The 13,553-nt window shown below is 58.0% G+C and carries 12 protein-coding genes; 5 read left to right on the plus strand and 7 right to left on the minus strand.

The annotated features are described in order from the left end of the window. Window positions 1-101 precede the first annotated feature (101 nt). Window positions 102-1,022, minus strand: a complete 921-nt coding sequence (locus H6815_03560; protein MCB9859505.1) for an RNA methyltransferase — start codon at window positions 1,020-1,022, stop codon at window positions 102-104. A 24-nt stretch (window positions 1,023-1,046) separates the two neighbouring features. Between H6815_03560 and H6815_03565 the strand changes: the two genes are divergently transcribed. Next, complete coding sequence (locus H6815_03565; GenBank protein MCB9859506.1) at window positions 1,047-1,943, plus strand: undecaprenyl-diphosphate phosphatase; 897 nt, start codon at window positions 1,047-1,049, stop codon at window positions 1,941-1,943. 141 nt (window positions 1,944-2,084) lie between these two features. Next, window positions 2,085-3,260 carry a hypothetical protein gene (locus tag H6815_03570; protein MCB9859507.1) on the plus strand — a complete coding sequence of 392 codons (1,176 nt, stop codon included), beginning with the start codon at window positions 2,085-2,087 and terminating at the stop codon, window positions 3,258-3,260. Between the two features lie 78 nt (window positions 3,261-3,338). On the opposite strand, the gene H6815_03575 is transcribed toward H6815_03570, so the two are convergent. Further along, entirely contained in the window at window positions 3,339-4,142 is an 804-nt protein-coding gene (locus H6815_03575; GenBank protein ID MCB9859508.1) for a substrate-binding domain-containing protein, read from the minus strand. Window positions 4,143-4,198: 56 nt separating this feature from the next. On the opposite strand from H6815_03575, the gene H6815_03580 reads away from it, so the two are divergent. Further along, entirely contained in the window at window positions 4,199-4,705 is a 507-nt protein-coding gene (locus H6815_03580; protein ID MCB9859509.1) for a transcriptional repressor, read from the plus strand. A 92-nt stretch (window positions 4,706-4,797) separates the two neighbouring features. Then, window positions 4,798-6,909 carry a phenylalanine--tRNA ligase subunit beta gene (pheT, locus tag H6815_03585; GenBank protein MCB9859510.1) on the plus strand — a complete coding sequence of 704 codons (2,112 nt, stop codon included), beginning with the start codon at window positions 4,798-4,800 and terminating at the stop codon, window positions 6,907-6,909. Window positions 6,910-7,024: 115 nt separating this feature from the next. Here the strand turns inward: pheT and H6815_03590 are convergent, their stop codons facing one another. Continuing rightward, the gene (locus tag H6815_03590) at window positions 7,025-7,312 is read right to left on the minus strand and encodes a hypothetical protein (protein ID MCB9859511.1); all 288 of its coding nucleotides are present in this window, start codon (window positions 7,310-7,312) and stop codon (window positions 7,025-7,027) included. Window positions 7,313-7,576: 264 nt separating this feature from the next. Here H6815_03590 and H6815_03595 point away from each other — a divergent pair, with 264 nt between their 5' ends. Next, window positions 7,577-8,608, plus strand: coding sequence for a hypothetical protein (locus H6815_03595; GenBank protein ID MCB9859512.1), 1,032 nt, complete (start codon window positions 7,577-7,579; stop codon window positions 8,606-8,608). On the opposite strand, the gene surE is transcribed toward H6815_03595, so the two are convergent. From surE to H6815_03615, 4 genes are read right to left on the minus strand one after another with little or no spacing between them, the layout of a single operon-like run. Next, on the minus strand, window positions 8,576-9,454 hold the full coding sequence (gene surE / locus H6815_03600; protein ID MCB9859513.1) for a 5'/3'-nucleotidase SurE: 879 nt from the start codon (window positions 9,452-9,454) through the stop codon (window positions 8,576-8,578). The genes H6815_03595 and surE overlap by 33 nt on opposite strands. A 21-nt stretch (window positions 9,455-9,475) precedes the next feature. Further along, the gene (locus tag H6815_03605) at window positions 9,476-10,327 is read right to left on the minus strand and encodes an RsmD family RNA methyltransferase (protein MCB9859514.1); all 852 of its coding nucleotides are present in this window, start codon (window positions 10,325-10,327) and stop codon (window positions 9,476-9,478) included. 29 nt (window positions 10,328-10,356) lie between these two features. Then, the gene (locus tag H6815_03610; GenBank protein MCB9859515.1) at window positions 10,357-12,669 is read right to left on the minus strand and encodes an HDIG domain-containing protein; all 2,313 of its coding nucleotides are present in this window, start codon (window positions 12,667-12,669) and stop codon (window positions 10,357-10,359) included. Between the two features lie 11 nt (window positions 12,670-12,680). Further along, a complete protein-coding gene (locus H6815_03615) occupies window positions 12,681-13,451 on the minus strand; it encodes a PhoH family protein (protein MCB9859516.1) in 771 nt (256 codons plus the stop codon). Window positions 13,452-13,553 lie beyond the last annotated feature (102 nt).

Consider the following 13,553-nt stretch of genomic DNA (forward strand, 5'->3'; position numbering starts at 1 on the left):
CCGAAATCTGACGGATTCGGACCTCCTTCAAGAGATTGCGATAATGATCCCTACGCAGCAACCCCGCGTGTGGATCGGCTCAAAGGATTGGGCAATCCAAGTTACACGATCCCAAGAGACCCGGCAAACGATGCCAACACCACCCCCACCGACACGTTGACATTCAGCGAATCGACGCCCGAAGCCATCGGGATTGAGCAGACGCGATCACAGGCATCAATCACCTCCTGTGTGAGCCCGTGGGCTTCTGATCCAAACACAAGCGCGGGTTTTCGACCGTCCAGCAGACGGGACAGATCACCCAAAAGTACATAGCTTGGGCTATCCATAACGGACGATGCCGGGGCAAGCGCGACCGTGAGATACTGCTCATCACGAAGTGAGCCGATGACCCTGACCAGATCGTCCACGACAGCAAACGGCTGGCGCAGCGCGTGCCCCATCGATACCCGCACGCTGCGCCGGTACATCGGATCGGTACACCCCTCGTTCACGATGATGCCAGTCTGCTGCCCCCCCAGCGCAGCAACAGTTCGAAAGATCGAGCCGACGTTCTCGTGGTTCGCGAGATTCTCAAGCATCACCAGCGCACTCGACCGACGGGCAAGCTCAATCGCATCAACCGACACAGCACGGCGCGCCAGCGCGATCACGCCGCGATGGAACGGATAGCCAACGATCCCGGAAAGCACCGATCTGTCCGCAACAAAGACCGTCAGCTGATCGGCAGAACCGGATGCTCCCGCTGCCAACTCGCGGATCTCATCCACTCGGGCTGGCTCGGTCAGCACAGCCACAACAGTGTGCCCCGTCTCAACAAGCGTCTGCAGAATGAACACCCCCTCAGCGATGATGAACTCTTCATCCAACCTGCCAGCAAGCTGCGAGCCCCTGGCGATGTGATGGGCTGATCGATCGCGCAACCCGCTAAACAACAGCAGTCTGTCGTCGTCCAGATCGGTTATTTCAATGATGTGCGGCTGGTGTGCGTCGATGCCGATGATACCCTTCGTTTCTGGCACACCATCCGAGGGACACCGCACTCCATGGAACTCTGGCAAGCTATCGTCCTCGGACTCGTCGAAGGCATTACCGAGTACCTGCCCATCAGCTCGACGGGGCATCTCATCATCGCATCGTCACTAATGGGCATGGACACGCCCGACCAGAAGACCGCGATCGACGCATTCAATATTGTCATCCAGGGCGGCGCAATCCTCGCGGTGCTGGGGCTGTACTGGCAGCGCGTCCGCCAGATGCTGCTGGGTCTCATGGGAAAGAACCCAGCCGGTCTGAAGCTTTTCCTACTGCTGATCACCGCATTTCTGCCCGCTGCTGTGCTCGGGTTTCTGCTCGATGACTGGATCGAATCGAAGCTGTTCTTCCTGTGGCCGGTCGTCGGCGCGCTTGTTGTTGGCGGGATCTACATGATCCTTGTCGATCTGCACACGCGAAAGAAGATCAGGATCCCCGGTGTGCCTTCACATCCCGACGCTGGGATCGAACGCGACATCACCGAACTGACATACCCGCAGGCGCTCTTCATTGGATTTCTCCAGTGCATCGCAATGTGGCCCGGCACCAGTCGATCCATGATGACGATCACCGGCGGGATCATGTGCAAGCTGCGACCCGCGCAAGCTGCCGAGTTCTCATTCCTGCTCGGGCTTCCAACACTCGGCGGCGCAACCTGCTACAAGCTCCTGAAGAATCTGAAGGAAGCCAACGACAATCCGCAGATGCAGAACTTGTTCGAGCAGCTTGGTGTGATGCCTGTAGTTGTCGGCATCATTGTCGCTGCTATCTCTGCAGCGATCGCAGTGAAATGGCTCGTCGGGTTTCTGAACAAGCACGGACTCGTCGGATTCGGCATCTATCGCATCCTGCTGGCGATCGTGCTGTTCGCGCTGGTCAGTGCAGAACTCGTGACAGTCGCAGCCTAAACCCCAACGAAACAGAAACATCCATACATCTTTGCTCGTCTCACGCATTTTTCACACCCTCGCGACAGTGTTTTCATGTACACTGGTGCGGGGATAGCAGTCATTCATTCTCGCACATCTACGAGGACGGAGAGCATCATCATGAATCAGCAACAACGCCGTTCCATCCATGTCTCCCGCGGTATTGCGAGCGCCATTGCAACACCCGTATTTGTGCTCGGGCTCGCGATGCCCGCGCAGCAGGCGTATGCCCAGACGTGCACACCATCCCTGCACGGCACATATGACACACCCGATCGCATCTACGACATCCAGGTCGAGGGCACAACCGCCTACCTCGCGTGCGACGACGAAGGACTATTCATCGTCGACGTGTCCCAGCCGCACGCGCCCGCACTGCTCGGCACATACGACACCGCAGGACAGGCACGCGGCGTTACCGTTGTCGGCACAACCGCGTATATCGCGGACAACGCAAGCGGGCTCGTGATTGTTGATGTCTCTAACCCGGCATCGCCTGCATTGCTTGGTGGTTTCAGCGATCTGAACTCGAGCGCCAACCGCGTGTTTCTCGAGGGGACAACCGCGTACATTGCAAACAGCACTGGCATGCACATCCTTGATGTCAGCACACCAGCTTCGCCATCGCTGATCGGGCAGTACTTCAGCATCAGCATGGGTGACGTCGTTGTGAATGATGCTGTCGCGTACATCGCGAGCTACTCACTCGGCGTGCGCCTGCTCGATGTTTCCAACCCGCAAACACCGACATGGATCGCAGACTTCGATACGCCAGGCAACGCATCGCAGCTTCAGCTTGTTGGCTCAACACTGTACATCGCCGACCAGCAGGGTGGACTGCAGATCGCGGATGTGACCAATCCCGCATCCCCAACACTGCTCGGCAAGTATGACACGCAGTTCAACGCAATGGACGTCTCTGTCGTCGGCACAACCGCGTATGTCGCGGATACATCCAGAGGTCTGCAGGTTATCGACGTATCAACCCCGGCAACACCTGTGCTGCTGGGCGAATACAACACGCCGACATCATCGAACTATCTGTACGCTTCAAACACCAGCACTGCGTACATCTCAGACTTCGTGGATGGTTTGTACGTGCTCGATGTCAGTTCATGCAGCACGAGTTGCTATGCCGACTGCGATGCATCCGGAAGCCTGAACGTGTTCGACTACATCTGCTTTGGCAACGAGTATGCAAATCAGAGCGCGTACGCCGATTGTGATCAGAACAGCGCATTCAACGTATTCGATTACATCTGCTTTGGCAACGAGTACGCGGGTGGCTGTCCGTAAGGTTCGTCTGCTCAACCGCAACAAAGACTCAAGCCCGGGGAGCACGATCCTCGGGCTTGTTTTCTCTTCGTGTGTTGTTTACTTCACATACCCCATATCCAGCGCCATACGCTCAACGAGTGCGCTCTTGAGCCACTCTGTCATTGCTTCGCCCGCGGGTGTGTACGGCGCGAATGTGTGCGTGATGGGGCTGCCCGGCACATTGGGAAGCTGCTCGATGATGCGCACGCTTCCGCGGTTACGCAGCCGGATGTGGCGCGCGTCTGTTGCATACACAATGCCGAGCACATCGCCTGCTGTCTCGTCCGGTCCCCAGTTACCGCCGCCCTGCCAGCGCACGCGCTCAATGATGTGCATCCCGCCAGCGTATCTGCCGAGCCTGGGGTACACCGTCGTCAGCGCGCCGATGTGCTCGAGCGTTTGCTCGGTGCGCCAACCGAGCGCCGAACGCGGAAGCCCGATCGCGACCTCGCACGTTCCCTCGAAGAGATCGCCCATTGTCAGATCTGACGGACCAGCGCGCACAACAACAAGATAGTTCCCGATCCACGGACGTGTCCAGAGCGGCGCGCGCATCAGCCGCTGCACATCCAGCGCATCTCCCGCAATGAACAGATCAATATCCGCTCCAGCGTTGATATCCCGGATGAGTGTGTCCGTCTGATCAACATCAGCCTCGTCCGACCCGAAGGACAGCTCAAGGTTCACGCCGGGATGGTTCCGCTCAAAGATTGGCTCGGCAGCGATCAGCAGTGGCGCACACACGGGTGAAGCCATGACACGGACAACATGTGGCGCTCTCGACGGATGAACGCTCGCTTCGGGCGTCACATAGCACCCAGTCAGGACGACTGAGGCCAGAAACGCTATTGCGAGTGTCACGCAGGATCGGACGCGTTGCATGGCTCTACAATCGGGTGGATCTGACCCGGAGCATCATGTCAACCACACAGAACCCAACTCCCGCAAAGGCAGCCCAGAAACTGGGGTCGAAACCTTCCGATATCGGTTCTGATGCTATCGAGATCGTGGAGCCGCTTTGCTCCGTCTTCCGACGGCATCTCAAGGCGGATGGGCAGAAGTACACGCCCGAGCGGGCGATCGTGCTCGACGCGATTATGCGAATTGAAGGTGTGTTCGAGGCCGACGATCTTGTCGAGTTTGTGCGACAGGCTGACAACCGTGTCTCCAAAGCCACCGTTTACCGCACGCTGCGTCTGCTGCAGGACGCGGGAATCGTGCAGCGCGTGCTCATCGGTGGTGATCAGCCCCGGTACCAGCTTGTCTATGGCACGCAGCCGCGCGACTATCTCATTCGTCTCGACACCGGCGAAGCAGAGCCGATCAACATTCCCGAACTCGCAGCGATCCGCAAACGCATCTGCGATGAGCGCGGGCTCGAGCCCAAGGGGTACAACTTCACGATCTTCGCTGTGAAGAAGTAACCCCACTTCACCAGGACCATCGCAAGCATCTCAACTCATCGTCCTTCCCGAAAACTCCACATTTCAGCCTGCTCTCCCTACCCTCTGCTCCCATGGATATCTCGCTGCACTGGCTCAACTCGCTGCTCTCATCGCCCGTCACCGCCAACGAGGCTGACGACATCCTCACCCATGCCGGGTTCCCGATCGAGGGGACCACCCCCATCACAGATGGGCTGGCCAGCGGCGACGTCATGATGGATGTGGAGGTGACATCAAACCGGGGCGATGTGCTCTGCCATCTCGGGTGCGCCCGTGAGATTGCAGCCTGCACGGGACGGACACTGCACCTCCCATCGTTCGATGCGCCGCCGGTCTCGGGACAGGCCGGTGATGTACTGACACTCAGGAATGAAATCCACGACGACTGTCCGTTGTTCACGATCTCCATCATCGAGAATGTCAAGGTCGGCCCGAGCCCGGACTGGCTGGTCAAACTGCTCGAAGCAGTCGGTCAGCGGTCCATCTCGAACGTTGTCGATGTGACGAACTGGCTGAATATGGGGATGGGGTTCCCCGCGCACGTGTTCGATCTCGACACGTTCACGGACAAGCAGATGATTATCCGCTACGCACGCAAGGGCGAGACGCTGAAGATGCTGGACGACCAGACACGCACGCTCGCGGGGCACGAGATGGTCATCTGTGACACACAACGCCCGCACTCGCTCGCTGGCGTGATGGGCGGATTCGATTCGCAGGTCACGGAAAAAACCACGCGCGTTGCACTTGAGATCGCGACATGGCGACCGGCTGCCGTGCGCGCATCTGCGCGCCAACACAACCTCCGTACTGATGCGTCGCACCGGTACGAGCGCTACGTCGATGCGCGCCCGCTCGCGAAGATATCAGAACTCGGTCGCGCACTGATCGTGCATGTAGCTGGAGGGAGTATCCGCGAGGGCATCCTTTCGGATGGCGCACCGCTCAAGCAACTCCTGCGCGTGGACCTGCGCCTCGAACGCGCAAGCGCTGTCCTCGGGTTCGATGTCGATCGCACGAAGGTCGAGAACGCTTTCCACGCGATGGAGATCGAGACAACAACAAACGACTCAGGCGTGCTGACATGCACGGTCCCCGCGCATCGGAGTGAGGATCTGAAACGCGAGATCGACCTCATCGAAGAGATCGGTCGCGTGCTGGGAATCAACAGGGTACCGATGCTCGATCGCATGCCCGTGCGCGTCAAGGGCCCGCAGGCATCCGAGCGCGCAATGCAGATCCTCGGGAACACGCTGACTGGGCTCGGGTTCTATGAGACCGTCACGTTCTCGTTCATCACGCCGAAAGAAGCAAAGCCATGGATGTGCGAGGGGATCGGGCTCGCAAACGTCGACGAGAATCGTCGTCCGGGCACACCAACGCTGCGGCCGAGCATCCTGCCCAGCCTGCTCGCCTGCCGCAAACTCAACCGCGACGCGCGCAACAACGTCCCCGGCGGGATCCGTCTCTTTGAAACATCGGCAGTCTTCGGCGAAGACGAAAAAACACACACTTCAATCGAAAACCGCAATCTTGGCATGCTCATCGACGTGCCCGATGTTGCGCCGGGCAAGCAACCAAAGCACGCACACCTTCAGCATGGCGTACGTCTGATGCGAGGCGCGATCGACACGATCGTCCGCGCGCTCGGCGGCATCAATGCAACGATTGACATCGTGCAGATCAACGAAAAGGACGAGCATCCACAGAAGGCGTGGCTGAAGGGATCGTGCGCAAGCGTACTGCTCAACGGCATCCATTGCGGCACGTTCGGGCTGCTCACGCCGGAGGCACTTAAGCAGTACGACATCGATACCCCTGTTGTTGCTGCAGAACTCTCATTGAACGCGCTTATTGATCTCTTCCCGTCGCCATCACGAGCGCACGCGCTCCCGCAGTTTCCGACCGTTGAGCGCGATGTGTCGCTGATCGTCGACGAGCCCACACCGTGGGCAACAATCGAATCTATCGTCAACAACAACCTGCCCGAGTGGCTCGAATCATCCTCGTTCGTTGGCACGTTCCGGGGCGGCCCAATCGGCGATGGAAAGAAATCGGTCACGATGCGATTCGTGTTCCGCCATCCCGAGCGCACACTGACGCGCGAGGAGATCGATCCCAAAGTGGATGCACTCATTGATGTCTTCAGCAGGCGGGCTGGAGCAAGCGTTCGCACTGTCTGACGAATAATCGAGATGCAAAAAACAAAGAGCGCTGCGTGCCAAACGACGCGCAGCGCTTTGATCTGCTTTGCGCACCAATGCGTGACGGGGGCTCAGGTGCGCAGCACTGTCAGATTCAGTGGGTCATCGGGAACAGTGTCAAACGAGCGGGACGATCGAGAAGCCAGATCGACTCCCAATCGTCGCGAGCCTGACGCCAGTTCAGGTTCTTGGTGTACGCACGCTCATTGGCGATATCGACACTGCGCTGGTTCAGCGTCGCCAGCTCCGGTGTGAGATTGCTCCGCAGTTTGCCGCTACGAGCATCGCCTGAGGATGAGCAGCCAACAAGCGCTGAAAGAGCCACAAGGCTGCCAGCAACAAGCAGGGGACGAACCTTTGATGAAGACGTGTGCTGGGTCATGCGAACAGATCTCCTGCAGCAGGGTGTTTGGTGGATCATGAAGCACGCCTGGACTGTCATCCGGGCGAGCCGTCAGAGTGGCCCAGAGGGTAGGACCTCATCGGCCAGCGGAATGGACTTTACGCACCAACTCCCGCACATGATCCGACGCATCACGGGACTGACAGGTTCCAATGCTTTCTTTCTGTTGCGATGTAGGACTCATGAAATGTCCTATAACTAAGCCGTGTTATCAGTGCGCAGCGCCCACAGATAGGATTCGATGTGTCAGAACCAACGGAATCAGCCCACATATCAGCACTCTGTCCGCGCTGCAACTACGACCTCTCAGGAATCGTCTCGTCATGGACCGAGTCATGCCCACTTCGTGGCACGTGCTCGGAGTGCGGGCTGACCTTCTCGTGGGCGGATCTGCTCTCCGGAAAACTCTCGCCGCTGCCCTGGTGGTCTGTCGAGCGAGATTCATCAAGGTGGCTCCTCAAGATCCCGTTGCACTGGTTCGCGATGTTCTTCCCGAAGCACACGTGGACCAGCGTGCGCATGGAGCATCCGATCAGGCTCAAGCGATTGATCGTGCTGCTACTCGTGTCGATGGCAGTTGCGCATCTCATCGCTGCTGCGCAGGTGTGCCAGTGGCGATATGTGATGGGGCCTAATGGATATGACATTTTAAATATTGATTCGAGCATACAGGCATACGTCTTTGATCTGATTTGGCCGCACCGACAGATTATCCGCGAGAGTCTGTATCCATATTCCGAAACAAACTACCACCCTTTCAGAGGCATCACAGCAGCACCGGCATTATTTCTCGTGCTCTCGCCGTTGGCGTTGTTTCTATTCCACCAAACGCTTTCCCGTGTCAAAGCCGGTTGGGACCACATCACGCGCATTGGCAGCTACACGCTTGCACTTGCACCAATTGCAACAACGTTCGTTGTTTGGTTCTCCAGCTTTATGTACGGCTTTTTCTTTTCGCTTTTCTTTGATCCAAGTGACTTTCAAGGCACTGCCGGACCACCCAGCTCTTATCTTCTCGCCTCGATGCAGTTTGACTTGATCTACAACGCAAGTTGCCTGTCGATTGTTTCATTATTTGCTCTCATGTGGTGGTATCGGGTTGCATCGTGCTACTTGCAACTAAACCACGCGCGTTGGGTCGCGATCGCTATCATTCTTGTCGCAGGAGGCATGGCCACACTCATAGAGATGACTGTCTGGCATAACCAGCTTAACGAGATCATCACTCGATGGATTGATCTGTCATTGCGAGTTCGGAACGGAGATGACTATTAACCGCTCCCGCCACGCGGTCATCCGATCCTCGCGCGCCATGTCGTATCGCAACGGCGTGACCGTGATCGCACCGCGGATCACCTCGTCAACGTCCGAACCCGGTTCGGTCTCGTGGAAATCAAACCCGTTGCCCGATGCCCAGTAGTACGAGTGTCCGTGCGGCGAGATGCGTTTCTCGTACCTGTCCACGTGGCCGTGCGTGTTCATCGGGCACACACGGATGGGCAGCGCCGTCTCAGTCGTCGCGCTGGGAATACCCGCTTTGATCGCATCGTCACGCGACAGTGTGCGCTTCAGTGAACGCGGCACGTTCACGTTGATGCACTCATGGCGCTCGGGCAAGCCATCAGCAAGGACGGCATCAATCGCGATGCGCGCGCGTGCTGCGCCCAGCGCAAAGTCCGGCTCGTCCTTGCCAAGGTGCATGGAGACAGCGATCGATGGCACACCAAGGAACGCTGCTTCGAGTGCAGCTGCGACAGTGCCGGAATATAATACATTGATTCCAACATTCGCACCCGCGTTCATGCCGGAAACAACCAGATCAGGCATTGATCCTCGTCCGTATTTTTCCGGCCAAAGCTCTGCGAGTGCGAGCTTCATGCAATCGGCGGGCCTGCCATCGACCGCGATACCCGACATGTGCGCGTTGACGTACTCATGCTGGACCATCAACGGCTCATGGAACGTAATGCCGTGGCTCGTTGCGCTCTGGACTGTGAGCGGCGCGACAACCATTACCTCGTGCGATTCACTGCCGGATTGCGAGGGTGAAACGAGCTCGCGATACATCGCTTCGATGCCCGGTGCGTGGATCCCATCGTCGTTTGTCAGCAGAATACGCATGTGCCAGCATAGGCGGGCACGCTATTCATTCGATGTGTCGCGCATGTAAATATGGAACGCGGTCTGGCGGATCACGTGCGTTTCGGGTCCGCGGGCGCCAGCAATCGTCAGATCGGCAGGCTCCGGCGGCGCAAGCAATACATCCACGTGCTCCTCATCCTTGACGCGCAGCTTGCGATGAGGACTGGCCGGTTCTGCATCGATAGGCTCGCCGGTTTCGGGGTCGATCTCCTCGCCATTGAGCAACCCCCGCTCGATCTCTCGCTCTGCTAGACGTTCGAGCTCTCGCTTCGATGGAACCTTTCCCCGCGAATGTTTCCCACTGCCGTGTGTGTGAGAGCGTGTTCCAGCATGACGTTGCATGACGGGCATCTCAACATCACTCACAACAAACGGCCAGGGCGTGCGCAGAACGAGAAACCCTCTTGGTTCGAGTCGCGGAATCAACCGCTCGATCTGCGCGCGGGCACGATCCCATCCTGCGCGGGATTCAACCATTGGGTACGGCGGATCAAGGAACACCACGCGGAGCGGCTGAGTACAGCGAACAAAGACAGCTGGGCCGAGCGCATCGCTGACGACAACATCAACGCGATCGAGCACACCAAGATCGCGCGCGTTCTCTTCGAGTGTTCTCGCAACCTTCTTGTCCTGCTCAAAGCAGATGCAGCGTTCGGCGCCGCGGCTGATGGCTTCGATCCCGATCGATCCCGTGCCCGCAAAGAGATCAAGCACGATGCCGCCGTCATCAAACACCCCTCGCAATGTGTCGAACATCGACTTCTTGACGCGTGCTGGGATAGGGCGCGTGATAGCGTGCTCGGGTGGAGGCTTGATCGGTCTGTTGCGGAGATCGCCCGCGATAATTCGCATGGCAAATCAAAGGCAGGCTGCGCCTCGATTCAACCCGCACGTTGATCGGTCGGGTACGCAATCCGGCCATGATAAATCGACGCAACGGTCCGGCTGATCGACTCGACAATCACATGGAGTTCCGCCAGTGTCAGCTCGCACTCGTCGAACTGTCCGTCCAGCAGGCGCTTGTTAGCGATCTCCCGCACAAGCGAGTCGATGCGGCTGGGTGTTGGCTCGGTCAGTGACCGTGTTGCACTCTCGATCGCGTCGGCGAGCATCAGGATGGCAACTTCCTTGGTCTGCGGGCGAGGGCCTGGATACCGGTACTCAATCTCCTGCGGTTCATTGACATCGACCGCAGTCGAGCCCGCGGCAGCCGCCTCTTCTTCAGCCTTCTCGCGCGCCTTCTTCTTGGCACGATGATAGAAATACTCCACCAATGTAGTACCGTGGTGCGCTTCAATAAAGTGGTGCAGCGGGCGTGGCAAACCAAACTCGCGCGCAAGTTCCAATCCGTCCTTTACATGTCCAACGATCAAGAGCAGGCTCATTGCCGGGCTGAGACGATCGTGCTTGTTCAGCCCGCCGGACTGGTTCTCCACGAAGTATTCCGGCTTGTTCATCTTGCCAACATCGTGGTACAGACCGCCAACGTATGTCAGCAGCGCATCGGCACCGATCGCATCGGCGGCCGTCTCTGCAATTGTCGCCACGTTCAGGGAGTGGTTGTACGTGCCAGGTGCGCGCTGCTGCAACTGACGAAGCAATGGATGCTTCGGATCGCGCAACTCGATCAGCGTCATGCCAGTTGAGATGTCAAATGCTTCCTCAATCGTCGGCAACAGGAACAGCACCACGCCCCCCACCACAAGCCCGCCAAGCAACGCGAGGGTCGAATCGATCAGAATCTCGCGCACGACAATCGAAGATGCAGGCTGCTCGATCAGACCGAGCGCAAGTGTTGTCAGCCCAAGTGTGCCGCCCGTCCACATCGAAGCGCGAACCAGGCTGCGTCGATCTCGAATCTCTGCAAGGCTCCACGTCGCGATCGTGATGCCGCTGAATGTCACAAGCAGTTCGGCAACACCAGCACGAGTCGCAAGCGCGACGAGCAATGCGTGAAAAATGCCGATGCCCATCGCCAGCCTGCGGTCGTACGCAATCGCAAGGATGACAGACACAAACACGCTGGGCGCGGTCACAAAGATCGCACGGAACTGCGGACTGACCACTGTCCCCACCGCACCCAATGCGAGCATGGCAAGCAGAAGCACACACAACCCTGCCATCCGTTCGGGGTTCTGGCGCAGCCGCTGGCTGTACATCGCAACATACATTGCGATGATGCTGGTAATAAGTGCGACACCGGCGACCACGCTCAAGCGCGGCATCCACAGCACTGGCAACGATGCGTTGTGTCGATACTGCATCGATTCCTGTCGATAATCGTTGATGTGAGACTGCGTAATCACCGCGCCACGTTCAACAATCGTGTTGCCCTTGTACATGCGTCGAATAACCGGCTCGACTGTCAGTTCAGCCGCGTACTGCTTCTTTTCTGTTGCTTCGCTATCGAACGAGTATGTCGGCACTGCAAGCTCGGAAATTCCTTCGACCGCGATGTCGAGCAGTATGCCATTGAATCCAGCATCGCGCGCCAACTTCCGAAGCTCATCGCGAAATCCCTGCGTGTCATCGATGTTGATCGCGTTTGATGGCGGTGTCAGACCAGACTGACCTGCAAATCGAAGCTCCAGCATAGCTCGCTGACCGATGCGTGCAGCTTCCTGCCATTGGCTTGCGGAGAGCAGCGGACGCTTCACGAGCATCTCGCGCAACGCAGCAACTCGACTCAGCCACGCGCTGCTCGGCTCAGATCCTGAAACTTCCAGCTTTAGCGCGTTGAGCCGCTCATCGTTTAGCGAGAACTGCTTCTTTGTCTGGGCATTGACATCATTGAGACTTGTCACGGATGAAACGACACGAGGAAGCTGCTGCAACTCAATTATCGGCACATCAACCGACGCTGGGTCGCCAATGTAAATTGGCGAAACCCGATTCCTTGCGTCATCAATCCGCCGCTGGGTTGTCTCCTCATCCGGAACAGCGATCTCGACACGCACTGTGAGCGTTTGATCGGCGATCCGACCCACAGCGAGCATCGGACGCTCGCGAGCCCATATCGCAAAGATCCCAGCAAGCAGCGTAAACACCAGTCCGATGACAAGCGCCCATCCAAATCCCGGCGATCGCCACAATGCGATCAGCGACTTGCCGAGATCGACCCGCTGTTTGCGGATACTCGTGCGACGATGTGTCGAACCGTTGCGTCCCTTGCGTTGTGACGTTTCGTTTGCCATTGGATTATCTGTTATTTCTGCATATTTTCGCGGGAGCTTTGTGGCGCTTCATCATCGAATGCCCGGACAATTCTTCCAACAAGATCGTGGCGCACTACATCCTCAGCCTGAAGCTGGATCACACCGACACCCGGAACGCTGCCCAGTCTGCGGATCGCATCTGTGAGTCCTGACTGTCTCGGATCGGGCAGATCGGTCTGCGTTGTGTCGCCCGTCACGATCATCTTCGAGCGCATGCCCATGCGCGTCAGGAACATCTTCATCTGTGCGCGTGTCGTGTTCTGCGCCTCATCAAGGATAATCACCGCATCGTTCAATGTTCTTCCTCGCATGAACGCGAGCGGCACGATCTCAATGACATCAGACTGGCAGAACCGGCGTACCGAGTTCGGGTCCATCATATCGTTGAGCGCATCGAGCAATGGGCGCAGATACGGATTCACCTTCTGCTGAAGATCACCCGGCAGATACCCGAGTTTCTCGCCCGCTTCTACTGCTGGGCGCGCAAGCACGATGCGTCGCACCTGATCTGCCTTCAGCATGCTCACCGCTGCCGCAACCGCAAGATAGGTCTTGCCCGTGCCTGCCGGTCCTGTTGCAAACACGAGATCGTGCTCGTGGATTGCGCGCAAATACGCTGCCTGGTTCTGAGACTTTGGCTTGATACGTTTACCCGCAATATAGACATCGACAATCGTCGGCACCGTTGTCTGCTCACGCGGGGGCAGATCGTCATCGAGAAAATTGAACGAATGGGATGGTGTGCTCTGCTGCTGTGGCATTGGTGCAAAGGTGTGTGCCGCATGCTGGACCGCGTGTGAGGCTGCACGCTCACGATCGAATCCCGCAGGCGGCTGGTTCAGCTCGTCATCGTCGGCAACGGG

The sequence above is a fragment of the Phycisphaeraceae bacterium genome (assembly GCA_020639155.1).
Taxonomy (GTDB): domain Bacteria; phylum Planctomycetota; class Phycisphaerae; order Phycisphaerales; family UBA1924; genus JACKHF01.